The organism is Rhodococcoides fascians NBRC 12155 = LMG 3623 (assembly GCF_001894785.1).
Taxonomy (GTDB): domain Bacteria; phylum Actinomycetota; class Actinomycetes; order Mycobacteriales; family Mycobacteriaceae; genus Rhodococcoides; species Rhodococcoides fascians.
The window spans coordinates 146,564-169,837 of sequence record NZ_BCWW01000012.1 but is presented as its reverse complement, the minus strand read 5'-3'; the positions used below and the strand labels follow the sequence as shown (position 1 = coordinate 169,837).

Here is a 23,274-nt window from a genome sequence, read left to right as displayed (position 1 = left end):
ATCATCAGAAGGACCACAGACCATGACACAGCCCGGATTCAACGTCGAAGTAGCCTCCATCGATCAGCACGGCGACCCCGGTTTCGTACACGCTCGCGGCTCGTTCTACACCTCCCGCTCCGCAGGACAGTTCGCGCTCACCCAGGCAGCCGCACTGGCAGACACCTACGAGTTCGACACCGTCTCCGTCGTCATCGACGCAGTCGCCGAGGGAACCTCACGCCGTGATGTCGAGTTCATCGGCAGCCCCGGCGAGCTCGCCGCCGACCTCACCGCACTCCCGGACTACAAGAACGGTGTCCTGCGCACCGTCATCCCCGCACCCCGCAACGTCACCGCCGCCGTTGCCGCTGTCGTCGAAGCATCACCGCCGCTTCCCGATTCGGCGGTCGACGGTCCGGACGCTGTCGCGGTTCTCGACGTGCAGGTGTACTCCACCCGGCCCGGCCCGATCCCCAACTCGCGCACCGAGGTCGGCGCGTACACCCCAGATGACGCGCACCGGATCGCCGAGCAACTCGCGGCCGATCTCGGCGGCACCATCGAACCGATGCGCAACGACACAGTGCTCCGCGTGACCCACGAAGCGGACGTCTCCGACACCGACCGCATCGCCGTCGAGCGATTCACACAAGTGCGGAACCTGCGCGCGAACATCTCCGTCCTCGACCCGGTCGCCGACGCCGAACACATCACCGCACTCGCCGCCGACCTCGACGAGCTGCGGGCGCGGTCGACGCCGGCCGCACGCGAGAGCACCGCGGCGGTACCAGCGGCAGGCGCGTCGAACATGGTCGACGCCGCGTCGACGCGGCCGCGTGGGTTGGTCACTCCCCCGCCTGCGCGCTCGACGGGATCGGCGCGAGTGGACTCGTCCGTGCTGCGCACACCACCGCCCGCGACGCATACCGCAGCGACATCGCGCGTGGTCGATCACGGACTCGGGTGAGCACCGAACATGGGCTACGGGCGGCACCGGTTGCTGACCGAACCACAGAGCGAGACCAAGCCCGCACATCGCCTGCACGGCGGCGACATCGGCTGCCAGGTGACGTTCATGCCACTGCGGTGGACCGACACTGCGATGACCGGGGAGCTACGGCAGATTCGGATGTCGGCGGACGAGATTCACATCGCGGTGCTGCAAACCGATCAGCAGAAGGGGGCGTACCCGATGTTCGAGAGCAGCGGCATGGACGACGCCCCGTATTTCGTGGACTACGAGATCGACTGGGACGGAGACGTCGACGTGTGTGATCGGTAGCGACCACACCGCACGGCTGGAGATCCAGCGAATCACAACGACAAGAAGGCACCCGCACGATCGTGTGTGGGTGCCTTCTTGTCGTTGAGCGGAGGGCCGTCGCCGGGGTCTGGGCGAGGCTCAGGCTGCGCTGTAGAGGTCGAGCCGGACGGCCCATGCGGTCATGGTGCGTTGCTCGGCTTCGGTCATCTCGTCGGCGCGGAGGTAGTCCCATTCTTGGAGCGCCTCGACGTCGAAGGGATCGGCACCGACGTCCGTGCACCACACGAGGTAGTCCGCAGCCGGTGAGAGGGCGGCATCGGTCGTGATCGAGGGCTCGGGCATCGGGCTCCCCTTCTCGGCCCAGTCGTCAAGATATGTTGACGACTGGTTCGATACGGGGTGATCCCTCTGGACCGTGTCGATGGTTGCGTCGGTCATGGTCACCGCCTTCCGCGAAAAGTGTTGAGCCGCTGCCACAGTGCACGTTGAGCGCGCCCGTACTCGACCATGTGCTCGAACAGGTATTCCTCCGGCAGCTCCTCGGCGGCCTGGACGATCGACGCTGCCACGGTCCGGTAACTGCGCCGGTATGCCTGGGAGAGCACGATGTCGGCGTAGTGGACGGCGGTGAAGCCGTCCGCTCCGGCGGTGATGACCTCGTTCAAGCTGCGGAGCAGGGGCGCGTCCTTCGCTCCGCTGGATCCGGATCGCATGAAGGCTGCGGTGACGCTCGCCGGGTCGTACGGTTCGCCGGCCGCGACGAGACCTGCGATCACGACGAATATTCGCCGGTAGGCGACACCGTCGAAGTCATCGGCGGTCACGGTCGCGGTGATCCGCTGGTCCTCGGTGGACACTCCCCCGGTGTGTGCGCTCCACATCAGGGCGCACAGCAGCAGCGCCTCGGGGTCGGTGGCGGGTCGATGGGCTGCGCTCCAGTCGTCGACGGCAGCGACATCGTCGTCCACGGACACCAGGCCCCGCACAGGGATACGAGCGGGTTCGTCGGCGGGTGAGGGAACTGCACTCAGAGGCGTCATCGAAATAGGCTCGTTTCGCGGGCAGGTTCGAGCAGGGCAGAGGCGATCGGTCAGACGGCGGCGGTGAGCTTGTCGAGTGCGTCGATACGGAAGCCGCTCCAGTGGGTGTTCTCGTCGACGAACACGACGGGCATCTGCCGGTAGCCGAGTCGATCGGTGACGAAGTCGCGGGCCGCATCGTCTTCGGTGACGTCGACGGTCTCGTATTCGATGCCGCGCTTGTCCAGCCGCCGCTTCGTTTGATCACAGCTGTTGCATTCCGGCTTCGTGTACACGGTGATCGACATGAATAGCTCCTGAAGAATTGTTTCGGTGCCCTCAATTCTATATCAATGCACTCGACTTTTCCATAGATGGAGGTGGTCATAATTCGTCTAATTCGTTGCAGTGCAGACGTTTACATAGGATTTTACCCTGACGTCCAGCAGTGCCGAATATCGAATTACCAATGTCGGTAAAAGAAAGAGGCTCGTGGCCAATTCTGCTTTCATATGGGACGTACGACCGATTCCGGAGACGACTCCGACAAACCAAATGTGACGGGTAAGCAGAACACCGCCGGAGCTGGTGCTCTACGGCGGCGTTGTGGGATACGGCTGGCGGGGGCCTGCGTGGAAGTGACGGAGGGTGACGAGGCTCGTCAGTGGTCGAGTTCGTAGCCGTCGGTTGCGCGACGTTCGTGTTCGCGGTCAGTCTTCGTTCCGAACACGGTCAGCGCTGTGGGGTTGACGAGATTCATGGGGTGTCTCCGTTTTCGAGCTGTGGGGTCCAGCCGTAGTCGACGGTTGTGTCCGTTGTTGTGTCGTTGGTGCGTCATATTGCCAGGTGGTGCCGACACACTGCTGTGTGTCGGCACCACCGGGGCCGGGTTGGGGGTCAGCTGGTGAGTTGTTTGCGTGTGGGGTGGTCTCTATCGCGATCTTGGCGCTGGCGTAGATGCGGTCGGGGATGGTGACGATCCCGGCCGCGAGTTCCTCGACGGTGCGTAGCGCTGTTTGTCGTTCCTGCCCGGTGGCCGAGGCGTCGAGGGCGATACCGAGGGCGCTGCGGATCCGGCGCACGGTTCGTTGGTCCTCGACGCTGGTCACGCGCAAGCCCATGGTGCGGGCGTAGCCGTCGGCGCTGCGCCAGGCGGTGCGTGCTTTCTGTGCGGCGACGGCGAAGGCCTGCACGCGCTCTGCGGTGTCGGGGCACTGTTCGGCCCGGACATCGTTCATGGTCGCGAAGGCGTCGATGAAGGCTGCGGTGCGGGGCTCGGTGAGGTCGTCGAGCAGAGGCCTGATGAAGATGGAGTAGGGGTCGGCCAGGTAGGCGGCGTAGGAGTCCGCGACCTCGCTGTAGACGGTGTGGGCGGCGGCGTAGTCGGCTTCAAGTGCCTTCTTGGCGTTGCGTCGGTCGACGACATGGCTGCGGGTCCGAACGCTCAGGTACGCGGCCAGCGCGAGGGCGAGCACCGCTACGACAATCCAGACCAGCGGCGTCCAGTCGATCGGAACGTCGGGGGCTGCATCGACCGTCGGTGGTGCCGGAATCGCGGGCTGGTCGGCGGACGGCAGATCCGTCGCCTCCTCGGCAGGCACCGGTGGGAGGACCGCTCGGGCTGCGGTGGCGGCGATGGCGATGAAGAGCCCTCCCCCGCACATTTGCGGGGCGGTCCTGGCGTCTCCACCTGACATGCGGGACCAGTAGAGCGTGGCTGCGCCGAAGATCATGCCAGCGATACCGAGGATGGTGCATCCCCACAGGACGTACGACAGGAACACTTCGAGATCGGCGGTATAGGCGAGCGTCGGTTGGGGTATCGGGTTGTTCATCGGTGATGGGCCTTTCCGGCTCGGGTTGGGCAGCAAGGTCACGGGTGGCGGGCGAGGTGTGCGGCTGCGGTGGCGGCGGCGACGTCGTAGCCGCCCCACGGGGAGCGGCTCGGGACCGAGCGAAGGCCGATGGTGTCGCCGCGTCGGGTGATGACGGGCCATCCGGTGGGGCGTTCCCCGACGAGCTCGATGACCTTCGCGGTCCACACCTGGTCCTTCTGCGACGGTCTGCGTTCGGGGATCACGATCGGGAGGTCGTCGATCCAGCCGGGGTGGGCGTGATCGAGGGCGTCGCAGACTGCTTCGGCCTCGTCGGCGCAGTTCTCCCCTTCCCACGGGCAGCCGGTACACGCGCCGCGGTAGAGGTCGCCGCCGACGCATTGGCAGTCGGTGTCCCTGCTCGTGTCCGGGCAGCAGCAGTCCAGGTCCGCTGCAATACAGGTGGGTTGGCAGGTGTCTGTGGCTGCGGTGGGGTCGCAGATTCCCGGCCGGAACGCGTGGGAGGCGGCGGTCGAGCCGTGTCGCCCCCAGGTGGTCGCCCAGGTCTCGAATTCGGCGATGCGAGCTGCCACTCCTCGGGTGGGGCTGGCGAACAAGGTCGGGATGCCGTGCCGCTGGACGTGCAGGTTCTGCACCTCGGCTTCGGCGGCGGCGAGCACCTCGAAGATGTCGATCTGGCCTGCGGTCTCGGTCATCACTGCACGCCCAGTTCGGGGCCGGTGAGGGACTGCAGGGCGAGCGAGAGTCGTACGTCGTTGGCGTCGACGACGACGGGGTAGGTGCGGCTGTACCAGGCGCCGGGTGCGTCGAGGATGGCGGTGATCTCGACGCGGCCTGCGGGCGCGGTGCGGTAGCCGAGAATGTCGACGATCGTTCCGTCGAACTGGCTATCGAGCGAGATCAGTTTCATTCCAACTCCTTTGAGGCGGCGGCGCGCGGTCGTGGTGGGCGCGGTGAGGGTGGCGGTCATGAGTACTCCCCAGGTCGGTGGAGAAGGAGGTGAGCGACGACGGTCGCGGGCCGTGCGCAGATGTTCAGGAAGGCAAGGTTTGGCAGTCGGCGCATTCCCAGCGCCCGGCGGTCGAGGTGCAGGTCCGCCGCTCTTCACAGAGCCAGCAGATCTGGTTGCGCTTGCGGGTCGAAACCTGCTGCGCAGCAGCCACGGTGGCGGCTTGTGCGCGGTACTGCTCGCGGGTGCTCGCGTCACGGGCAGCGAGGTCGGCGCGGACCCGCTCCGGATCACGGGCCAATCCGTCGGTTCGTACGTTCAGCATGTCCCCGAACGCCGCGCGGCAGGACTGGCACACATCGCCCGGTGTAGCGACCGGAGCGCCACAACCCGGCAAAGCGCAGTCATCGAACAGCGTTGACTGCCAATCGCATTGGCGCGATTCGGTGTGCGTCGAGGTCATACCCCAACCCTACAGCGTTCCGCTGTAAGGTTGCAAGGGGTTCGTCGAAGTTTCTACAGCGAATCGCTGTAAGGTGCAGGTATGTCGAGTACCGCACCACTATGCGCATCCGCGAGGCAGTGATGGATGCCGACGAACTGTCCCTCGCCGACGTTCTGGCGTTGATCGAACGTAGGACCGGCAAAGCAATCACATCGTCGACGTGGCGGTCCTACGTCGCACGCGGGCAGGCCCCGAAGCCGATACGTCGGATCTCCAATGCCCCGCTGTACTCGCAGAAGGCAATCGAGCAATGGATCACCGACCGACCCGGCAGCGGCGCACGAACCGACCTGCGTCCGTGACCAGCGAACCAGCAGGCCAGCCCGAGAGCGAAATCGCAGTGCCCGAGTTCCCCACGGGGACGCTCTGGCACTACACAACCCCCGCCGGCCTTCTCGGCATCCTCGGCAACGTGGACGACAAACCCGAGGACGGCAAGCCCCGATCCGGCACCTACAAGCCGATACTTCACGCGTCCGCAGCCCAATTCCTCAACGACAAGCGCGAATTGATTTTGGGCTTGGAACTGATCAAGGACGGCCTGGTGGAACTTGGCATCGGAGGATCCTTCGACCACACCCCCGAAGCCAAGGCGTTCCTTCAAGAAATTGCGCGCAGCATTCAGCTGATCATCGACCAGAAGTATCCGCACATCATCGACTGTTCGACGATCTCGTTCTCAGCCGAACCGAATTCGTTGAGTCAGTGGCGCGCCTACGGCCAGGGCACAGGCGGGTTCGCCATCGGCTTCGACCCGAAGACGTTTCCTCGCGATTCCACGCCCGAGCGGATCGGGGGGCTGGGGTTCCAAAGGGTCACCTACGTGCGCGACACCCTCGAGGGCCGATTACTCGACGCCTTTCATTTGTTCATTGCGCAGGCCCAGGCCGACATACGCTCCGGTAAGCCCACCCAGATTGCGGTTAACACCGGCATTCAACGCCTCGCACTTCGTGCAGCCAGCGTCAAACACACGGGCTTCTCTGAGGAAAACGAGTGGCGGTTCGTAGAACCACGTTTCGGCCATCAGAAGGATGAGCCGAACGATCCCGATTTCAAAGTCGGAGCCGCAGGCCTCGTCCCCTACCGAAAGGTTCATCTACCGGTAGAGGCCGTGGTCGACCTCTGGGTCGGCCCGGGGCCGTACCAGTACGAGAACTACCTTGCAGCCAAGTCGATGTTGCGGCGCTACGGGTACGTCGCCGCCTTGCACAACGTTCATTGCTCGGACACGCCGTTCCGCTGACACATCAACTATTCGTCAACATATCTTGACGAGCGAAGAGGGCCCCGGCCATCGGGTGATGGTCGGGGCCCTTTGTCTACGCAGGGTTGGTCAGGCGTCGTCGTCGACTGCGGCGTAGGCGGCGTCGACGGTGATGTTGCCGATCGCGGCCTGCTCCACTGGGGTCAGGGTGTGTCCGCTGTTGGCGAGGAAGGTCAGGTAGCTGTCGATGCCGACCATGCCTCGGTAGTGCTTGGCGGAGAAACGCCAGTAGTCCTTGGCGTCCTGGGGGCCGGTGAGTCGGGCCTCGAACGCGGTGAGCACACGAGCGAGCAGCAGCACCTCGGCGCGTGCGACGGTGGCGCTGTCGGCTTTCTGCGGTGCCTCGCGTAGTGGAGAGCCCATGATGTCGACGTAGCGCTCTCCGCATTTGGATTCGGTGAACACATCACCGTGGGTGGCCAGGACGGTCACGATCCACTTGGTGGCGTTCTTCGGGACGTCCTTGCGTGACAGCAGACCGGTGAGGAACGCGCGCCGGGCCTCGGTGGCTGTCGCTCCGGCGCGGTTGAGTGCCTTGACCTTTCGGCGTTCGGCACGCTCGGTCTCGATGCGTTCGGCTTCGGCGCGCGCTGCCTTGCGTTGGGCCGGGGTCAGCCCGTCCTGAGCATCGTCATCGGATGCGCCGCCGAGTGCGGCGATTCGTTCGGGTGCGAGTTCGAGGCCGGCCGCAGCGCGGTTATCACGGTGCAGGAAGAACTCGTAGCTCCAGGCGGGCACTTTCTCGACCGTGTTGGCGTGCCGCAACTCCTCGTAGGGTTCGGCGTCGTCGTCGCCCTCGGTGTCGAAGTCGATGTCGTCTTCGGCTACTTCGTCGCGGGTCGCTTTGTCGACCCAGATGGCACCGGTCTCGTGGACGTGGATATGCCACAAGTTCGGTGCCTGCTCGGGCGCGTCGGCCGGGACCGCGCCGCCGTTGGCGGTACGTAGGTCGGCGAGCGAGAACCACTCCCCCTCACTGGTGGACGGTTCGTCGTGGAGCAGGGTGAATCCGCGTGCAATGTGGTCGGCGGCGGCGACTCGGGCGTCGGCTCGTTCGTCGAGTTTCCGCTGGAGGGTGCCCAAGCGGTACTCGAAGCCGAATCTGTTCTCGAAGATCTTCTCGATCGCATCGGTGATCCATGGCTCTGCGCGGGCCGCATCTTCGAGATCTGCCAGAATCGCGGCCCCTTCGAGGGTGAGCTGACGGTCGTCGAGCTGCTGGCGGGCACGCTCGGATCGACCCGCACGACCGGCCTGCTCGACGTACGACTTGGGGACGTGCAGCGCTGTCGCGACCTTCTGCACGTTCAGTCCCAGGTCGAGCAACTCTGCGACGCCTGCGGCGTGTTGGCCCTTGGTGAGGGCTTCGCGCTGGTCGTTGAGGTTGATCTGCTCGGTGATGCGCTCGATGCCTGCTGCCCGCTCGTCGACGGTCTGATCACGCACCATCACCGGGATGGAGGTGAGGCCGGCTTCTCGGGCGGCGAGGACGCGGCGTTGCCCGTCGTGAACGGCGAGGGTCCCGTCTGCGCGGCGCACTGCAAGCACGGCCTGACGGACGCCGAGTTCGGTGATGGAGGCGATGAACTCGGGTGCAGCGGTGATGTCGACGCCGGTGCGGACGTTGGCGGTGATGTCGATCTCGTTCGGGTCAGCGTCGACGAGGGTGTAGCCGGTGGAGGCCGGTGCGGGCATGGTGATGGTCATTGGTTTCTCTTTCCCCTGGTGTGATGTGATGCGGTGGGGCACCGGGCAGATAGCAGCTGCCCGGTGCCTCGTCGATTCGGGCCGGTCGGTCACGCCGGGTTGCACTCCGGGCAGTCGTCGTCGCATTCGATGCCGAACAGCCACTCGACTGCCTGCTCGGGGTTGCACTCGACTGCCGTGAATTCACCGAAGATGTCGGTCGCGACATCGGCTTGCGGTCCGGTCCGAGTCACGGTGGCCTCCCAGATGGGATCGGCGGTGCCGATGTCGGACCAGTCCCCGATCACCTCGTAGCCGTGCACGGTCAACAATTCGACCGACGCGGCACGGGTCCAGGACTCCGAATCGGTTGTTGCCGAGAGGAAGTCGATATCACCGTCGATGCAGCGGATCGTCACCCCCACCCGGCCGTCGGCTCGTTCGTCTCCGAACTCGGAGGTGATCGCGGTCAGATTCTTGCTTGTTTCTTCCATACCTCAACCTTACAGCGTTTCGCTGTAAGGTCAAGTGCTGCAACGCTTTCCGTGGAAATTACTCAGCGCTCGACACCAAGGTCCGTATTGCCGCCGGACCCGTTTCGCATCGCAGGGCGAACCATGCCTGCGCTCAGGATGGACCCGCTTTGCGGGTGGGGTTTTCGATGCGGGGTCGCAGGTTGTAGGTGTCGTACCACTGCTGTGCGGCTTGCTTGCTCATGCCGAGTATCTCGCCGATCTTCGACCACGGCACGGGCCGTTCCCGACCCCGCAGTCGTTTGATGATGGCGTACCGGTCGGAGGTCATCGTCGAGACCAGGAAGGCGTTGATCTCGAGTGCGTCGACGTCGGAAATGGCTGCGGCCATACCTCGCTCGGCGTTCGCCACCCAGGTAGCGGCGTCCTCGCGTCCTTGTTCGCGGACCATCTGCGCGAGGTCGACATCGACGAGAGCGTCGTTGTATCGGACGTAGAGCTCGGTCAGCTCGGTCGGAGTGAGGACCTTCTCGGATTCCATAACGTCAAGATATCTTGACGCTTACGATTCGTCAAGATATCTTGACGTTAGACGCTTCGGTCAGGCGACCGGGGTCGCCGCTTCGGCAGGGCACCACTGCTGTTCCAGGCGAAGGAAGCCCTTGCCGTTTCCGATCGGCATCTGGAAGCTGAGGCAGCAAAGCTTGTGCATACTCGGTCACTGACCGGATCATGAGCGGCGATGACAAGCAGCCGATGGCATGTTCGCACTACTGCCGCAGAGCTTCCCATGCCCCGCTCTTCTCCTACTGCAGACAACCTCACCCGCGCCGAAGACTGGACGGACTGGCTCGTAGAGACTCGCCAGACTCCGGGAATTCCCTTCTTGCTCTCGCCCGCTTTCGACTACGACACGGACCTGAACGATTTCTTTCGCACCACAGCGATGGTCACCATGGCCGCAACGACACAGATCGGGTACGCACGCGACCTCGCGAGCTTTCTCACTTTCGTCAACCACATTGACTGCAAACGTCATTGGCGGGACTTCAGCGAGAGCGACCACCTCTCGTACCTGCATTGGCGTCGACACGATCCCCACGGCCCACGCGTGTCCGGCAACACGTGGAACCGTGAAGTGGCGGCAGTCAATAGGTTCTACCGCTGGGCGCACACCGCCGGCCACGTGCGAGTCAATCCGATCCCCCAGACCTGGCGACGGCCCGCTCCTGCACACACCGGCTACGCGGTCTCGCGGCGGTCCGACGAGCTCCGCCCCGCGACCTACAGTCACGACGGCGGCCGGGACCGCATCCAATGGCTCCCCCTTGCCGACTATCGCAGATGGCGCGACGTCGGTGTTCGCGGATTCGACAGCTGCGGGATGCCGCGAGAAGGTTTTCGTGGCCGGTGGTCGGGGCGTAACGCGACCTACTGCGACGTGATGGTCCGGACAGGACTTCGGATCTCGGAACAATCTGCTCTCACCGTGCTGGAGCTTCCACACATCGATACGAATCAGAATGGTTATCAACGATTTTGGCTTCCCGGTGCTATCGCAAAAGGCCGCTCCGCACGGTGGGTCTACGTCCCGGCATCCCTCGTCCGTGATCTGGCTACTTACAGTGCCTTCGACCGAGCCAACGTCATCGCTGCAGCCCAGGAAAAGCAACGGTACGAGCGCATCCGGCACCCTTTGGTGGTGGAAGATCCGGAACATGCGATCGCCACGCACATCACGGGTGCAGCACTGAAGCGGACCATGAAAGTCTCGGAACTGAATTGGTCGGAGCGACAAAGTTTGTTGATCGCGCGCCCCGGCGGTCTCGAACCCGCCGCATTCTGGCTCGGCGAGCACGGTATGCCGCTGTCGGTTGCCGCCTGGAAGAAGATGTTCGCCGAGGCCAACGCCCGCTGCCAGCGCGCCGGTGTCCCGCTGGCAGCGCACGCCCACATGCTCCGGCACACGTTCGCCGTCATCACCCTTGAACAGCTCCAACGCGGTCACATCGCTGCCCTCGGCGCGATGAGACCGGAGCAGCGCGGGCACTACACCCGCATCTTCGGCGACCCGCTCGACTGGGTACGGCGCCGACTCGGTCATCGATCCGTGGTGACCACACAGATCTACCTCCACGCACTCGCCGAACTCGAGATGGAGACGAGAATGGCACTTGTGCCCGATGATTGGGAAGTCTTCACCCCGGACCCGGCCAGTACCGACGACGTAACGACTCTCCCGGCCAGCGGTGTCGTGCTGTGACCGAATCGCGAACTCACCCCGGGATGCACGCCCCACTTCCTACGCCCGGAAGCTACGCCCCGCCATCCGTTGCGTCCTCGGTTTCGTCTCTGGTCGTCGACTTTCACGGCGACGACGGACGCACCGAAACGTTCGACGTCGAGGTCCTGGCCATGCCGAGCTGGCACGTTCCGGTCGCGGAAGCCTTGTCGCTCCGTATCGGTCCTGCCGGCGACAGACGGACCCACAGTTCGGCAACGACCGTGTTCTCGTTTGCCGCACGGCTAATGCGTTTCCTCGAGAGTCTCGACAACAGCCCCGCTGCACCGGCTGACTTGACCGTGGCACACGTCGATATGTTCCTCACCAGGATCGACACCCCGCGAACAGTCGCCACGTGCACAGCCGAACTCAGTGAGCTCCGCCTGCTTCTTCGGCTGCCTCCGCTAGCAAACCAACTCAATGCCGAGGTGCTCGACCATCTCAGCACCCCGGCGGGGAAAGGCACGTTCACTTCTCTGACCGGGTATTCCGACGGCGAGTTCGCGCGCATCCTCGATGCCGCTCGTACCGACGTCGCGGAAATTCGTAGACGCATCACTGCAGGAAACGACGCAGTCACGGCTATGGCTGTGTCAGGTGTGGAGCCGTCGACGGAGTTCGAGCACATGGTCTCGCGTATGGCGACCACCGGCATCGTCCCGGTGACCGGCGGACGAATCGTCGCGCACCGTCACCGCCGCACAGCGTGGGCCGGCCAGCTGTTCGTCACACGCGACGATCTCGCACCCTTGCTGACCTTGTTCGTTGCAGTCACCGGCCGCAACGTCGAAGCCCTCAAAGAACTACCCGCCGAGCATCGGATCGTCGGTGACCGAGCGGTAGAAGTCCAGTTGAGCAAACGACGCAACGGCCCGAACCGATGGCACGACACCGTGACCTGGGAAATCGGACCGCCGCACCGAGAACTGCACACCCCCGGCGGTCTGTACCTGCTGCTGCACCGCCTCATGGAACGTGGACGGGCACTGAGCGATACGGCCGCACTCTGGTCGTCGTGGCGCAACACCAACCACGATCGTGGAACCGTCTCCGAACATCACAACCCGTTCGCGCAATCCCTCGCCGGCCGCGCCACCTTCGCGAAATGGAGCAGATTGCGAGAACTGCACTTCGACCCAGACGTTTCCGGACACAGCGCACCGCTGGGGCTGGACATGCGCCGCGTTCGCACCAGTGTCGAAGTACGCCGCACTCGATCCGTCGGTGGACATCTGCCCTCGGCTGCCCGATCGAACAGCGTCGAAGTGCTGTTCAGCCACTACCTTCGTGGTGATCCCACCGCCAAAGAGTGGGCGCGCCAGACGATTTCCGAGGCTCTCCGCGATGCCGAATCAGCGGCCCTGTCCGCACATACCCACGTCCTGGCCGAACACGGCGTCACGGAACTCGAGGTGCGCGCCGACACCGACGCCGATGAACCGGCTGTAGTAGAGGAGGGTGCCTGGACAGCATGCGCCGACTCCTCCGCGCACCCTGTCACCGGTCGTGTGTGTCGACGGGTGTCGTTCCTGGACTGCTTCCACTGCGGCAACTGTGTCGTCACCGCGACGCATCTACCCGCTATCACCGCGCTGACGTCGACCTTGTCCACGCGACGCACCGAACTCGACGAGCAGACCTGGTGGACGCGCTACGGGCCGACCTGGACTGCGATCCACCACGACATCTACCCGAAGTTCACTGCCGCACAACTCGACTCGGCGAAAGACGAGGCACCCGAGTGCCTCCTCGAACTCGCCGAAGACCCCTGGGAGCACCCATGAGCAACCCGATCGCCGTCACCCCGGCACCAGCTACCGACCCGCTCCTGTCCAATCCGGTACTCGGCGAGCATCACGTCCTGGCCGGCTTGTGGCTTCGTCCCGGCTACTCCCTCACAGACACGTCGCAATTCCGCGAAGACGCCTGGCGATTGGAACCTGCTGTTGCACAGGCACATGTCCGATCCTTGGTCGTCTCATTCGACACCCTCGCCGACCGCTACCGTCTGCCGGCCAAGGAGTTGTGCCTGGCGATGCTGTCCGGGCCGCTACCCGCAGGCGAGCGGCGGCAGTCTGCCGTTGGAATCCGCGGCACCTTCATCGAAGTGCGCAAGTTCCTGCACTGGCTCGCCGAACGCACACCGGCACACTCTGATCGAGAGCAGACGCCAGCATTGAGTTCCCTCACCGCGGCCGACGTCCTCGACTACCACCACTACTTGATGACTTTGCCCGTCGGAGTCGGATCGCGCGAGAACTCCCGACGGGCGGTATGCATGCTCTGGCGTTATCGCACATGCCTGACCGACACGCTCACCTTCGATCCGCGCCGCGTCGAGGGCTGGACCATGGCCAAATCCAGCTCCACCGAGAACGCCACCGGTCGCATCCCCGAACTTGTTCTCGGCCCGCTGATCACCTGGGCGATCCGCTTCGTCGACGACTTCTCCGGCGACATCCTCACCGCCGCCGCACACCGAGATCACCACCGATCCAAGCGCACCAACGGACGGTACGGGCGCAACAGCGGTGCCGCCGAAGCGCTCGAACACTACCTCGCGCAACACGAGGCCGACGGCGACCCGCTCCCCGGACATCAAGGCCGCCCGAACTTACGACAGATCGCCGCTGAGATCGGCACGAGCAGACACGGTCTCGACACCAACCCAGCAATCCGCAACCGTCTCTTTGCCTGCGCGGCACTAGTCGGAGTCACCGACCACACCTGGATACCGCTGACCATCGAGGGCCGACTTCACGGCCGTCCGTGGATCGCGGGCATCGTGCACCAGCACTCCAGCAGCGGATACCTGCGGCTACAACGTATGTTGCACATCGCTTGCTACATCGTCATCGCGTTCCTCTCCGGAATGCGGGACGCCGAGATAAAACACCTACGCCGCGGTTGCCTTAGCACCGCACGCGATCCCGGCGGCACCCCCTATCGGTGGATACTGACCGGGCTGGCGTTCAAGGGCGAAACCGATCCTCGCGGAGTCGCTGCCGAGTGGACCGTCGGGGCTCCCGCCGCCAGGGCGATCGCGGTCCTCGAGAAGATGCACCCTCCCGGCCAGGATCTGCTGTTCTCGCATCCGCCAGGCTCGGAGCAAATCCGCCCCCGAAACGACGCCACAATCGGGGCCTTGACCACCAATGCCACCTCCAGCCAACTGAAAAGCTTCGCCCTCTGGATCAATTCTTACTGCACCGAACATGCTCTTGCGGAATCGATTCCGTTGGTGAACGGCCAGCAGTGGGTTCTGAGTACTCGCCAGTTCCGCAGGACGCTGGCATGGTTCATTGCCCGCCGGCCGGGTGGGTCGATCGCCGGTGCCATCGCCTACCGCCATCTGAGCGTTCAAATGTTCGAGGGCTACGCAGGCACCTCGGATTCAGGGTTCCGCGCCGAGGTCGAAGCCGAACAGGCTCTCGCTCGCGGTGAAGACTTGATGAGCATTGCCACCGACCATCCCCACACGGTCACCGGTCCCGCTGCCGATCTCGCCTACCGCCGACTGGATGCGTTCACCACTGCCGCTGCATTCGCTGGAGCAGTCGTCACCGACGGCACTCGCCTCAAGCGCCTGATGAAACGATCCGAGCCCGCCATCTATCCCGGCACGTTCGCACTGTGCGTGTTCGATCCGGACAAAGCGATGTGCCAGCCTCGTCCGGATCAGGGCGGCAACACTCGACCACAACTCGGTCACTGCCAACCCTTGGATTGCAGCAACGTTGCACTGACCGCAGACAACATCGACGCGCTACGCACCGAACATCGATCGTTGCAGCAAGAACTGGCCACCGGGGCAACCCTTCCGCCGCTCTTGGTGCACCGACTACGTGAGCGACTGAGCCGACTGACCAACTTCCTCGACCTCTACGTAGATCCCGACCCGGCACCGATCCGCTCCCAGACGGTCAACCCGAAACGATGACCGATCAAGTAGATCAATCGGATGCAGCGCTCATCGACGAAGCGATCGAGCGCCTCGAAGCCGCCTCCGGCCGCACACCGTCGGTGCTGACTCTGGCGCGGCACCTGGGTCTTGCGAACACCACATTTCGGCGGCGCTACCCCGACATCGTCGATCGGCTGCGTGCCTCGGGCCCGGCATCGACCGCACCTGCCGTAGATCCTCCCAAGGTCGATTCGGACATTGTTCGACTTCGGCAACGGAACCGACAACTCACCGATGACCTCACGCTGGCGATGTCGAGTATCCAGCGCCTTTCCATCGACAACCGTTCCCTGCGTCGGCAGCTCCACGCTGCCGCTGCCGTCACGCACCTCCCGAGAAGGGGTGACGAGATCGAATTCTGATAGGCATCGCCACACACCTCAGTGCGCCCTTTTCAGTAGGCACGGCTGATAAGACCATCGCCGCTATTCGAGGGAATTACCGAGCTGTTCGAGGCGACCTGGGGTTTTGTCGCAGATTTTGGACAGACTTCTCCCAGGTAAGGGCGATAGGCGTTGTTGCTAGCGCTGTCGGCGGTGTGCCTTGGCGAGTCGGACTTGGCGTGTGCACGCCCGGTCCGAGACCAAGGGCAGCAGCAACCGAAGTTCGCGAAGAACTCCGGCGACTGCGCCGAGCAGAACAGCGTTCAGGACGAGGTCCATGACGCCACCTCCGCTTCTGGGGTGGAATGGCTGGCGCTGAAGAGCCAGCGTGACCTGCCGCGTTCTCGGGCAGGAGCTTGCGGCCCGACAACGGGCACGAAAAAACCCGGCCTCACGAATTGGGGAGCCGGGTTGTCGGTGTCGGACGAGATTTGGGCACGAAAGTACCGCGCGGTGGACATTACCCTGTGGATAACTCGATCCGCGGCCCTTCCGGCTGTGCGTTCGCAGATATGTCGGTTCGGGGAGTTGAACGATCACCGTCGTGACTGCTCGACCGGAAAGTCACGATCAGCCGACATCCGGAGCTCCATCGGACGCGGTCGACGCTCCGCGTGGCGACTGCCGACGATCGCTGATCAGGCCCTGACTACTTCAGACGTTCGACGAAGTCGGCGATGCATGTGCGCGCTTGCTGCGGTGTCGTATGCCCGGCCATGACCAGCGACCCGAGTCCGTGCATGAACGCCATGCACTGAGTTGCCAGATCCGTCGCCCGACGCCGGCTGATGCCCGGGCTACGGGTGTGGCACAGGTCTGTGAGGTGGTCATGGATCGCTGTGAGGTGTGCGCGATACGCATCGGCGACTGGGGATTCGGTTGTGATGGAGAGCAGTTCGAGCGATACCCCGACGCGGTGAAGCGAGCGGCTGGCGTCGTCGGTCGGTAGGGCTTCGAGAAGGAACTCCTCGATCGAGGGGTTCGGGCCCGCAGAGGCGTGCTGCCACCGTTCCACGCTGCGCCGGGACAGCCGGCTGAGTGCAGCGTGGAGGAGCTCGTCTTTGCTGTTGCCGTAGTACTGCACCAACCGGAGCGAGACACCTGCTTCGGCCGCGGCAGCACGCATGGTGACCGCGTCGAGTCCTCCGCGGGCCAGTAGTCGTTCGACCGCGTCGAGAATCTGCGTTGTTCGTTCCTCGGTGGCCATTCCACACACCTCCCGTCCTTGATACATTCGTATCACTTATACGGATGTATCAAAGGGGGAAGATGAGCTCGCGTCGCGCTCTGTGGGTCGCATCGATCGCTCAACTCGTCGTCGTGGTGGACGTGTCGGTCGTCAATGTGGCGCTCCCCTCCATCCAGGACGACTTGGGTCTGGGTACTGCGATGACGTCATGGGTGGCCACCGGGTACAGCGTGGCGTTCGCGGGAGCGTTGTTGGCGGCCGCGCGGCTGGCGGACTCGTTCGGTGCGGCTCGGGTCGTGTTGTGGAGCACGGTCGCGTTCACGTGCGCCAGCATTCTGGGCGGCCTGGCTGTGACCGGGCCGATGCTGGTCGCTGCTCGTATTGGACAGGGAATGGCTGCTGCAGCGTTGTCTCCGGCCACGTTCACGTTGCTGACCGTGACGTTTCGCGAGGGCCCTGATCGGACTCGGGCGATCGCCCTGTGGACTGCGGTCAGTGTCGCGGGCGGCGGGGTCGGCAACATCCTCAGCGGCGTACTGACCGAAGCGTTCTCCTGGCGCGCAGTGCTGTTGATCAATGTCCCGGTCGGGGTGTTCGTCGTCGTCGCCGCCCGCCGCCTGCTCGCCGCACGAGGACCGGTCGCCGGCACCGGGGTGAGGTGGTCGTCGGTGGGAGCATCGATGTGCGCGTTCGGTTCGGTCGTGTATTCGCTGTCGATGTTCGCCGACGACGGCCGGCTCTCCGGTCCTTTGGTGGCGGCGTTCGCGATCGGTGTCGCTTCGGCCGCGACTTGGATGCGTCTGGACCGACGAAGTGAGTCACCGTTGATCCCGTCGAGTCTGTGGCGTCGACGGAACATCGCCTTGGGGACGACTGCGACGGCGCTGACCGCGGTCTGTTTTCAGGTGGGTATCTGGTACTTCCTGACGTTCCGATTGCAGCAGGACTGGCAATACAGCCCGGTCCAGACAGGTCTCGCGTTCCTACCGCTGACGGTCTCGCTGATGGCGGTGAATCTTGCGCTCGTGCCTCGACTTCTCGACCACATCGGTGCCCGCGTACTGATCTCCACCGGGGCTTTGATTGCCGCGGCGGGGGTGTGGTGGATCGCGGACGCGCAGACAGGTGCGTTCTGGAGTGCCGTAGCCGGTCCCTCGATTGTCATCGGAATCGGTGGAGGCCTGATGAATACGCCACTCGCTACCGTCGTGACCTCGGGAGTACCGACAGAGCAAGCAGGGGCGGCATCAGGCCTGATGAACACCGCCAAACAATTCGGCGGCGCGGTCGGACTGTCCGCAGCAGCGGCAGCCACCACGATCTCTCACAACGAACGAGCACCGTATCTGGTGATGATTGCAGCACTGGCAGCAACGGCTGCGATCATCACGCTCACGCGAGCCCCTGCTGCAGACGATCTCACGCCGCGCCCGAACGTGAGATGACAACAGGGGCAGCGTCATTCGGCCCTGAGAGGAAGCGAGGGCACCGGTGTGAGCGCAACGAGCACTGCCACCGCCGCGGGAATCACCGCGAATGCGAGGACGACGGGGGTGTAGCTTCCTGCCACGTCATGGCCCACCGACAGAGCGAGTGGACCGAACGCGGTGGATCCCACAGCGATCATCGTCGATACCCCACGTATTCCGCCGATGTGCGCGGTGCCGAAGTAGTGCGCGTACGCGGCCGCCTCGATGGCACGCATCGAACCCGCCGCACACCCCAGGATCAATCCGTACACGATTGCCATGACTCCTGGTGCTACCAGCGGTATCGACACCAGGGCCGCGCACAACAGCGCCATCGATATCGCGACACCGAGCTTCGGTGCCATCGAATCGGCCAACGCCCCGAGAGCCAGGGTGCTGAACAGTCCGGCAACCGTCTGCGGGATGAAGTTCGCGGCCGCCGCCGTGGCGCTCAATCCCTGCTCACCCAGCAGAGACACCTGATGAAAGTTGACGGCGGTGCTGAGCATGCCCGATGCCGCGAGACCTGCGGCGATGGCCCAGAACATCGGGGTGCGAAGAGCTTTTCGGGTGGTCCATACGTGTTGTTCCTTGGCAACCGTGGGATGGCCGTTGTCGGATGACTGCGGCGACACCACGGACCGTGGGTCGACTTTTCCGGCTGCTCGCAGTCCGATCAGAGCTACCGGAACAACGATGAGCCACACGGCAATTCCCTCGTAGCGCCACACGGCGTCGACGCCGTGGCTGGCGACGAGTCGTTCGAGAAGCACCGGTGCCAGGGAGATTCCCGCTGATCCTGCCGCGGCGGTGATGCCGAGCGCCAGCCCGCGGCGCTGCGTCACGTGGACCGCGACTGCGGTGGTGGCGGCGAGTCCGAGTGCACCCTGGCCGACCATGCGGATACCAACGAAGCCTGCCGTCAGGCCGAAAACGTCAGCGGCGAAGCTCAATCCGATCAGGACGGCTCCGAAGATCAACCCGAGAACCGTCATGACCGCGCGGACGCCGTACCGGTCGAGGGCTCTGCCGACCATCGGCATCGCGGACGCTCCGGCCAAGGTGCCGATGAGGTAGCTGAGCGATAGATCCGTTCGCGTGATTCCGAGTTCGTCGATGAGGGGGTCGGTGAACACCGAGATAGCAGCTGTCTGACCGGGTGCGGTCATGATCGATGCGATGCTCGCCATGGCCACTATCAGCCACGGCGAGCTCGATCGGGTTACGCTCCGACGGTTGGTGGGAAGAAGACGCACGAGGTTCGGCTCAGTGTCCGCCGGACAGCTGCCCGGTCAACCGAACGTGCCGCTCGGCGGACGCCGCGTTCAGTCCGATGATCTCGGCGTGCTTGCCTTTGGCCTCGTATTTGGTGGTGATGGCGTCGAGTGTCGCCACGGTGGATGCGTCCCAGATGTGGGCACCGCTGAGATCGATGATGACGTTCTTCGGGTCGTCGATGTAGTCGAACTGGTAGATCAGATCGTTGCTCGACGCGAAGAACAGCTCACCGGTAACGAGGTATACGCGGGTATCGACCAGGCCGTCGTTGTTGGTGTCTTCCTCGGACACCTTGGTGACGGTGGTCAGGTGCGCGACCCGGCGGGCGAAGAGCACCATCGCGGTGACGACTCCGACGACGACTCCGTAGGCCAGGTTGTGGGTGGCGACAGTGACGACGACCGTCGCGAGCATCACTGCGGTTTCACTCTTGGGCATGCGCCGCAACGTCTTCGGGTGGATGCTGTGCCAGTCCATTGTGCCGATCGCGACCATGATCATGACGGCGGCGAGTGCGGCCATCGGGATCAGCGCCACGATGTCGCCGAGTCCGACCACGAGGATCAGCAGGAACACTCCGGCGAGGAATGTCGAGATTCGTGTCCGGGCACCCGAGGCTTTGACGTTGATCATCGTCTGGCCGACCATGGCGCAACCACCCATGCCGCCGAAGAAGCCGGTGATGATGTTGGCTGCGCCCTGGCCCCAGCTCTCGCGGGTCTTGTTCGAGTGTGTGTCGGTGACGTCGTCGACGAGCTTGGCGGTGAGCAGGGACTCGAGTAGTCCGACGATGGCCATGGCGATCGCGTAGGGCGCGATGATGCTCAGTGTCTCGAAGTTCAGTGGCACGTCCGGGATCAGCAGGGCGGGCAGGCTCGACGGCAGCTCGCCTTCGCCGCCGACGTTGGGAACATTGAGGGCGAAGACCACTGTGGCGACGGTCAGCAGGACGATGGCCACCAGGGGTGCGGGAACGACGGAGCTGATCTTGGGCAGTAGGAACATGATCAGCAGACCGACGGCTACCAGCGGGTAGACCAGCCACGGCACCCCGATGAGTGACGGGAACTGGGAGGTGAAGATCAGGATGGCCAGTGCGTTGACGAAGCCGACCATGACGCTGCGCGGGATGAAGCGCATCAGTTTCGCGACACCGAGGACGCCGACGACCACCTGCAAGAGTCCGGCGAGGATGACGGTGGCGATGAAGTAGTCGAGGCCGTACTGCTTGGCGACCGGGGCGATGACCAGGGCGATGGCACCGGTGGCGGCGGAAATCATCGCGGGACGTCCGCCGAGGAAGGCGATGGAGACGGCCATGGTGAAGGATGCGAACAGCCCGACTCGCGGGTCGACGCCGGCGATGATGGAGAACGCGATGGCTTCGGGGATCAGTGCCAGGGCGACGACGAGGCCGGCCAGGACTTCGGTTTTGAGCCGACGCGGTGATTTCAGGGCGTTCATGACGGTGTGTTCGCTCTCGGACACCTCGTTCGGCATCGTCGAGACGTGTTCTGCTGGTGACACAGTTGTCTCCGTTTCCGGTTGTTCTCACCACGGACTCGTCGGCATGAGCAGGCGTCGCCAGCGGTAGCGGGTGGACGCATCGCTGCGTCCAGGGAAGGTAGGTGCGCGGAACCCGATGGGCATCCGCGTGTCGTGTCGACGCGTGCGTTGTTCGCGCGCTGTCTGTCACGATGTCAGCAATCTCTACTCTTACGCAATGGTAGGGTTAATGCAAATCGGGCGGGCCGTGCGCCGCGTGCAAGCGAGGTGGAGGTGACGAACCAGTCGGTGCGGCAGGATGCGTGCGCACCCCGAAGCCTTTGCGACTGAACGTTATCGACCTCGGTCGGGTTTCACTCCTGCGCGGCGGCGTGTGAGTTGTCGAGCAAGTCGGTGAGTTCTTCGGCGTATCGCAGATGTCGGCGAGCTCGACGCACGCTGTCTTCGGCTTTTGCGTGACACTGCTCGACGAACTCTGCGGCCGCTGCACGCTGGGTTGTCGAGGCTCCTCGGTCGTCGAGTACGTCCAGGGAGTCGAGGAGTTCTTTCATCTCCGAGAGCGTGAAGCCCAGTGGCTTCATCCGGCGGATCACGAGCAGGCGGTCGACGTCGCTCTCGGTGTAGAGCCTGAAGCCGCCTGTCGTGCGCGCGGAGGGCATCAGCAGGCCGACGTCTTCGTAGTGCCGGACGGTGCGAACCGATAGCTCCGTTCGCCGAGCGACCTCGCCGATTTGCATCGTGGTTCGTTCGTCACGCGACATACGCACCCTCCGTTGAGTTCTCACGCCGACGTCGATCGATTCGCATACAGGCGCGCGTGGCCACTCTAGCCGTGCGACAGGCCACCGCTAGCGAGTGGCGGACCACCCATCACCTACTCTACTGTTACGTTAGTGTAGACATGGCTGTGGTGGTGCGTCCCCGATGCCCGACACGGCATCGCCCCCCATCGAGCCTCGATCCCCCGCTCTGTCAGGAGAGAACTTGCATGCGTGTGTCCGCTGAACCTTCCACCCGCCGTGAGCGAGTCACGCTCGCGGCGGTAGTCGTACTCGGGTTGGCGCTAACGGGTGTGGCCGTCACCGTTCTGATCGGTCAGGCCCTGAACGACCACCAGATCGATCTGGCCGTCTTTCAGGATGCGGGAGCCGCGTACGTCAATGGATTCCCGCTGTATTCCGAAGACTTCCCCACTCGGTCCGGCCTTCGCTTCATCTACGCGCCGATAGCCGCAGTGCTGTTCGCGCCGATGACGTTGCTGGAGATGACGACTCTGCAATTGCTGTGGTCGGCGGTCAATGTTGCGCTCGTGTGGTGGGTCCTCGCTGCGGTACTACGCAAGCTCGATGTCTCGCGACCTGCTGTGACGGCGTTCGCTGCCCTCGGTGTCGCGTTGCTCCTCGAACCCGTCCGATCGAACTTCGGGTTCGGGCAGATCAACATCATTCTGATGGCGCTCGTGGTCGCCGACTGCGCCGCTGTGCTGCCGCGTCGAGTTCGCGGCGTAGCGACAGCGGTCGCGGCGTCGATCAAGATCACCCCGGCAGCGTTCGGGTTGTTCTTTCTCGTTAGACGCGACTACACCTCGATCGCTCGCGCCGTCGCCACGGCGATTGCTGTTGCTGCGGTGGGCATTTGGCTGCTCCCCGGAGCCTCGGTGCACTTCTGGCTCACCGAGTTCTTCGCCACCGAACGAGGCGGTGGCCACGGTTTCGTTCGCAACCAAGCGTTCACCGGGGTGCTTGCTCGACTGGGAGTCGATGGCCTGGTCAAGGACGCAGTGTGGGCGCTCGCCGCCGTGGCCATCGTCGGCGCTGCCGCCTGGTCGGCACGCAGGTTCACCCGGTCCCACGAACCGATGCTCGCGCTGGCGGTTGTCGCACTCGCCTCGCTGCTGGCCGCTCCCTTCGCTGTGACCCACCATTGGGTGTACAGCGTGCTGCTCATCCCCCTCACCATTGCTCCGCAGTATCGGAGTTGGCGCCTGTTGCTCGTCGGGTCCATCGCCGTGTTCGTGATCGCTCCGTACCAGCTCCTCGACGGAATCGACTCAGCAACAGGATCATTCGAGCTCGCACTACGACACATCGGCGGTAATGCGCAGTTCCTCACTGCGCTCGTCCTACTGGCTGCAGCAGTCGTCGCCGCACGCAACAGGCACCCCGACCCGGTGCCGACCGCGCCCAAAGCCGTCGTCGCCGCCTGAGTCGGCTTTACCCGC

25 protein-coding genes are annotated in these 23,274 nt (G+C 64.2%); 10 read left to right on the top strand and 15 right to left on the bottom strand.

The window, feature by feature from the left end:
• The first annotated feature begins 22 nt into the window (after positions 1-22).
• Together RFA01S_RS23030 and RFA01S_RS23025 are read left to right on the top strand one after the other, a co-directional pair.
• Entirely contained in the window at positions 23-949 is a 927-nt protein-coding gene (locus tag RFA01S_RS23030; protein ID WP_032407539.1) for a hypothetical protein, read from the top strand.
• A 9-nt stretch (positions 950-958) separates the two neighbouring features.
• The gene (locus RFA01S_RS23025; protein WP_032407538.1) at positions 959-1,264 is read left to right on the top strand and encodes a hypothetical protein; all 306 of its coding nucleotides are present in this window, start codon (positions 959-961) and stop codon (positions 1,262-1,264) included.
• A 120-nt stretch (positions 1,265-1,384) separates the two neighbouring features.
• On the opposite strand, the gene RFA01S_RS23020 is transcribed toward RFA01S_RS23025, so the two are convergent.
• The 7 genes from RFA01S_RS23020 to RFA01S_RS22990 all read right to left on the bottom strand — a co-directional run bounded on the left by RFA01S_RS23020 (position 1,385) and on the right by RFA01S_RS22990 (position 5,512).
• Entirely contained in the window at positions 1,385-1,588 is a 204-nt protein-coding gene (locus RFA01S_RS23020; RefSeq protein WP_139278508.1) for a hypothetical protein, read from the bottom strand.
• Between the two features lie 98 nt (positions 1,589-1,686).
• Positions 1,687-2,286, bottom strand: a complete 600-nt coding sequence (locus RFA01S_RS23015; protein WP_032407536.1) for a DnaB-like helicase N-terminal domain-containing protein — start codon at positions 2,284-2,286, stop codon at positions 1,687-1,689.
• A 50-nt stretch (positions 2,287-2,336) separates the two neighbouring features.
• The gene (locus tag RFA01S_RS23010; RefSeq protein WP_032407535.1) at positions 2,337-2,573 is read right to left on the bottom strand and encodes a glutaredoxin family protein; all 237 of its coding nucleotides are present in this window, start codon (positions 2,571-2,573) and stop codon (positions 2,337-2,339) included.
• Positions 2,574-2,975: 402 nt separating this feature from the next.
• Complete coding sequence (locus tag RFA01S_RS23005; protein ID WP_032407534.1) at positions 2,976-4,100, bottom strand: hypothetical protein; 1,125 nt, start codon at positions 4,098-4,100, stop codon at positions 2,976-2,978.
• Positions 4,101-4,138: 38 nt separating this feature from the next.
• Positions 4,139-4,795 (bottom strand): DUF6349 family protein, encoded by a 657-nt coding sequence (locus tag RFA01S_RS23000; protein WP_032407533.1) that lies wholly within the window; start codon positions 4,793-4,795, stop codon positions 4,139-4,141.
• On the bottom strand, positions 4,795-5,070 hold the full coding sequence (locus RFA01S_RS22995; RefSeq protein WP_032407532.1) for a hypothetical protein: 276 nt from the start codon (positions 5,068-5,070) through the stop codon (positions 4,795-4,797). The genes RFA01S_RS23000 and RFA01S_RS22995 overlap by 1 nt, the downstream gene beginning before the upstream one ends.
• A gap of 64 nt (positions 5,071-5,134) precedes the next feature.
• Positions 5,135-5,512 carry a hypothetical protein gene (locus RFA01S_RS22990; protein ID WP_072692205.1) on the bottom strand — a complete coding sequence of 126 codons (378 nt, stop codon included), beginning with the start codon at positions 5,510-5,512 and terminating at the stop codon, positions 5,135-5,137.
• A 101-nt stretch (positions 5,513-5,613) separates the two neighbouring features.
• On the opposite strand from RFA01S_RS22990, the gene RFA01S_RS22985 reads away from it, so the two are divergent.
• A complete protein-coding gene (locus RFA01S_RS22985) occupies positions 5,614-5,856 on the top strand; it encodes a transcriptional regulator (protein ID WP_230074509.1) in 243 nt (80 codons plus the stop codon).
• A gap of 110 nt (positions 5,857-5,966) precedes the next feature.
• Positions 5,967-6,800 (top strand): DUF2971 domain-containing protein, encoded by an 834-nt coding sequence (locus tag RFA01S_RS22980; protein WP_162182890.1) that lies wholly within the window; start codon positions 5,967-5,969, stop codon positions 6,798-6,800.
• A 90-nt stretch (positions 6,801-6,890) separates the two neighbouring features.
• Here the strand turns inward: RFA01S_RS22980 and RFA01S_RS22975 are convergent, their stop codons facing one another.
• The 3 genes from RFA01S_RS22975 to RFA01S_RS22965 all read right to left on the bottom strand — a co-directional run bounded on the left by RFA01S_RS22975 (position 6,891) and on the right by RFA01S_RS22965 (position 9,521).
• On the bottom strand, positions 6,891-8,528 hold the full coding sequence (locus tag RFA01S_RS22975; RefSeq protein ID WP_052060752.1) for a ParB/RepB/Spo0J family partition protein: 1,638 nt from the start codon (positions 8,526-8,528) through the stop codon (positions 6,891-6,893).
• Positions 8,529-8,617: 89 nt separating this feature from the next.
• Complete coding sequence (locus tag RFA01S_RS22970; RefSeq protein ID WP_032407529.1) at positions 8,618-9,001, bottom strand: hypothetical protein; 384 nt, start codon at positions 8,999-9,001, stop codon at positions 8,618-8,620.
• A 133-nt stretch (positions 9,002-9,134) separates the two neighbouring features.
• Positions 9,135-9,521, bottom strand: coding sequence for a hypothetical protein (locus RFA01S_RS22965; protein WP_027494207.1), 387 nt, complete (start codon positions 9,519-9,521; stop codon positions 9,135-9,137).
• 249 nt (positions 9,522-9,770) lie between these two features.
• Here RFA01S_RS22965 and RFA01S_RS22960 point away from each other — a divergent pair, with 249 nt between their 5' ends.
• Genes RFA01S_RS22960 through RFA01S_RS22945 form a run of 4 tightly spaced genes read left to right on the top strand, consistent with a single transcriptional unit; the run spans position 9,771 to position 15,590 of the window.
• Entirely contained in the window at positions 9,771-11,243 is a 1,473-nt protein-coding gene (locus RFA01S_RS22960) for a tyrosine-type recombinase/integrase (protein ID WP_081371403.1), read from the top strand.
• Positions 11,240-13,048 carry a hypothetical protein gene (locus tag RFA01S_RS22955; RefSeq protein WP_032407528.1) on the top strand — a complete coding sequence of 603 codons (1,809 nt, stop codon included), beginning with the start codon at positions 11,240-11,242 and terminating at the stop codon, positions 13,046-13,048. The genes RFA01S_RS22960 and RFA01S_RS22955 overlap by 4 nt, the downstream gene beginning before the upstream one ends.
• On the top strand, positions 13,045-15,204 hold the full coding sequence (locus RFA01S_RS22950) for a hypothetical protein (RefSeq protein WP_032407527.1): 2,160 nt from the start codon (positions 13,045-13,047) through the stop codon (positions 15,202-15,204). Before RFA01S_RS22955 ends, RFA01S_RS22950 begins: the two co-directional genes overlap by 4 nt.
• Complete coding sequence (locus tag RFA01S_RS22945) at positions 15,201-15,590, top strand: hypothetical protein (RefSeq protein ID WP_032407526.1); 390 nt, start codon at positions 15,201-15,203, stop codon at positions 15,588-15,590. Before RFA01S_RS22950 ends, RFA01S_RS22945 begins: the two co-directional genes overlap by 4 nt.
• A 159-nt stretch (positions 15,591-15,749) precedes the next feature.
• On the opposite strand, the gene RFA01S_RS27905 is transcribed toward RFA01S_RS22945, so the two are convergent.
• Positions 15,750-15,890, bottom strand: coding sequence for a hypothetical protein (locus RFA01S_RS27905; protein WP_155290127.1), 141 nt, complete (start codon positions 15,888-15,890; stop codon positions 15,750-15,752).
• 370 nt (positions 15,891-16,260) lie between these two features.
• Complete coding sequence (locus tag RFA01S_RS22940) at positions 16,261-16,818, bottom strand: TetR/AcrR family transcriptional regulator (protein ID WP_032407525.1); 558 nt, start codon at positions 16,816-16,818, stop codon at positions 16,261-16,263.
• A 62-nt stretch (positions 16,819-16,880) separates the two neighbouring features.
• Between RFA01S_RS22940 and RFA01S_RS22935 the strand changes: the two genes are divergently transcribed.
• Positions 16,881-18,245: an MFS transporter gene (locus RFA01S_RS22935; protein WP_052060751.1), complete on the top strand. Its 1,365-nt coding sequence runs from the start codon at positions 16,881-16,883 to the stop codon at positions 18,243-18,245.
• Between the two features lie 14 nt (positions 18,246-18,259).
• Here the strand turns inward: RFA01S_RS22935 and RFA01S_RS22930 are convergent, their stop codons facing one another.
• From RFA01S_RS22930 to RFA01S_RS22920, 3 genes are all read right to left on the bottom strand, one after another.
• Positions 18,260-19,459 carry an MFS transporter gene (locus RFA01S_RS22930; RefSeq protein ID WP_032407524.1) on the bottom strand — a complete coding sequence of 400 codons (1,200 nt, stop codon included), beginning with the start codon at positions 19,457-19,459 and terminating at the stop codon, positions 18,260-18,262.
• A 76-nt stretch (positions 19,460-19,535) separates the two neighbouring features.
• On the bottom strand, positions 19,536-21,047 hold the full coding sequence (locus RFA01S_RS22925) for a SulP family inorganic anion transporter (protein WP_032407523.1): 1,512 nt from the start codon (positions 21,045-21,047) through the stop codon (positions 19,536-19,538).
• A gap of 359 nt (positions 21,048-21,406) precedes the next feature.
• Positions 21,407-21,814: a MerR family transcriptional regulator gene (locus RFA01S_RS22920; RefSeq protein WP_032407522.1), complete on the bottom strand. Its 408-nt coding sequence runs from the start codon at positions 21,812-21,814 to the stop codon at positions 21,407-21,409.
• A 227-nt stretch (positions 21,815-22,041) separates the two neighbouring features.
• On the opposite strand from RFA01S_RS22920, the gene RFA01S_RS22915 reads away from it, so the two are divergent.
• A complete protein-coding gene (locus RFA01S_RS22915) occupies positions 22,042-23,259 on the top strand; it encodes a glycosyltransferase 87 family protein (RefSeq protein ID WP_032407521.1) in 1,218 nt (405 codons plus the stop codon).
• Positions 23,260-23,274: the final 15 nt, after the last annotated feature.

Coding starts and splice junctions, on each gene's coding strand:
- RFA01S_RS27905 (WP_155290127.1), bottom strand. CDS start 15,890: ATGGACCTCGTCCTGAACGCTGTTCTGCTCGGCGCAGTCGCCGGAGTT.
- RFA01S_RS23010 (WP_032407535.1), bottom strand. CDS start 2,573: ATGTCGATCACCGTGTACACGAAGCCGGAATGCAACAGCTGTGATCAA.
- RFA01S_RS23015 (WP_032407536.1), bottom strand. CDS start 2,286: ATGACGCCTCTGAGTGCAGTTCCCTCACCCGCCGACGAACCCGCTCGT.
- RFA01S_RS22920 (WP_032407522.1), bottom strand. CDS start 21,814: ATGTCGCGTGACGAACGAACCACGATGCAAATCGGCGAGGTCGCTCGG.
- RFA01S_RS23020 (WP_139278508.1), bottom strand. CDS start 1,588: ATGCCCGAGCCCTCGATCACGACCGATGCCGCCCTCTCACCGGCTGCG.
- RFA01S_RS22960 (WP_081371403.1), top strand. CDS start 9,771: ATGCCCCGCTCTTCTCCTACTGCAGACAACCTCACCCGCGCCGAAGAC.
- RFA01S_RS23005 (WP_032407534.1), bottom strand. CDS start 4,100: ATGAACAACCCGATACCCCAACCGACGCTCGCCTATACCGCCGATCTC.
- RFA01S_RS22930 (WP_032407524.1), bottom strand. CDS start 19,459: ATGGCGAGCATCGCATCGATCATGACCGCACCCGGTCAGACAGCTGCT.
- RFA01S_RS22945 (WP_032407526.1), top strand. CDS start 15,201: ATGACCGATCAAGTAGATCAATCGGATGCAGCGCTCATCGACGAAGCG.
- RFA01S_RS23030 (WP_032407539.1), top strand. CDS start 23: ATGACACAGCCCGGATTCAACGTCGAAGTAGCCTCCATCGATCAGCAC.
- RFA01S_RS22995 (WP_032407532.1), bottom strand. CDS start 5,070: ATGACCGCCACCCTCACCGCGCCCACCACGACCGCGCGCCGCCGCCTC.
- RFA01S_RS22970 (WP_032407529.1), bottom strand. CDS start 9,001: ATGGAAGAAACAAGCAAGAATCTGACCGCGATCACCTCCGAGTTCGGA.
- RFA01S_RS22975 (WP_052060752.1), bottom strand. CDS start 8,528: ATGACCATCACCATGCCCGCACCGGCCTCCACCGGCTACACCCTCGTC.
- RFA01S_RS23025 (WP_032407538.1), top strand. CDS start 959: ATGGGCTACGGGCGGCACCGGTTGCTGACCGAACCACAGAGCGAGACC.
- RFA01S_RS22990 (WP_072692205.1), bottom strand. CDS start 5,512: ATGACCTCGACGCACACCGAATCGCGCCAATGCGATTGGCAGTCAACG.
- RFA01S_RS22950 (WP_032407527.1), top strand. CDS start 13,045: ATGAGCAACCCGATCGCCGTCACCCCGGCACCAGCTACCGACCCGCTC.
- RFA01S_RS22985 (WP_230074509.1), top strand. CDS start 5,614: ATGCGCATCCGCGAGGCAGTGATGGATGCCGACGAACTGTCCCTCGCC.
- RFA01S_RS22940 (WP_032407525.1), bottom strand. CDS start 16,818: ATGGCCACCGAGGAACGAACAACGCAGATTCTCGACGCGGTCGAACGA.
- RFA01S_RS23000 (WP_032407533.1), bottom strand. CDS start 4,795: ATGACCGAGACCGCAGGCCAGATCGACATCTTCGAGGTGCTCGCCGCC.
- RFA01S_RS22965 (WP_027494207.1), bottom strand. CDS start 9,521: ATGGAATCCGAGAAGGTCCTCACTCCGACCGAGCTGACCGAGCTCTAC.
- RFA01S_RS22935 (WP_052060751.1), top strand. CDS start 16,881: ATGAGCTCGCGTCGCGCTCTGTGGGTCGCATCGATCGCTCAACTCGTC.
- RFA01S_RS22915 (WP_032407521.1), top strand. CDS start 22,042: ATGCGTGTGTCCGCTGAACCTTCCACCCGCCGTGAGCGAGTCACGCTC.
- RFA01S_RS22925 (WP_032407523.1), bottom strand. CDS start 21,047: ATGCCGAACGAGGTGTCCGAGAGCGAACACACCGTCATGAACGCCCTG.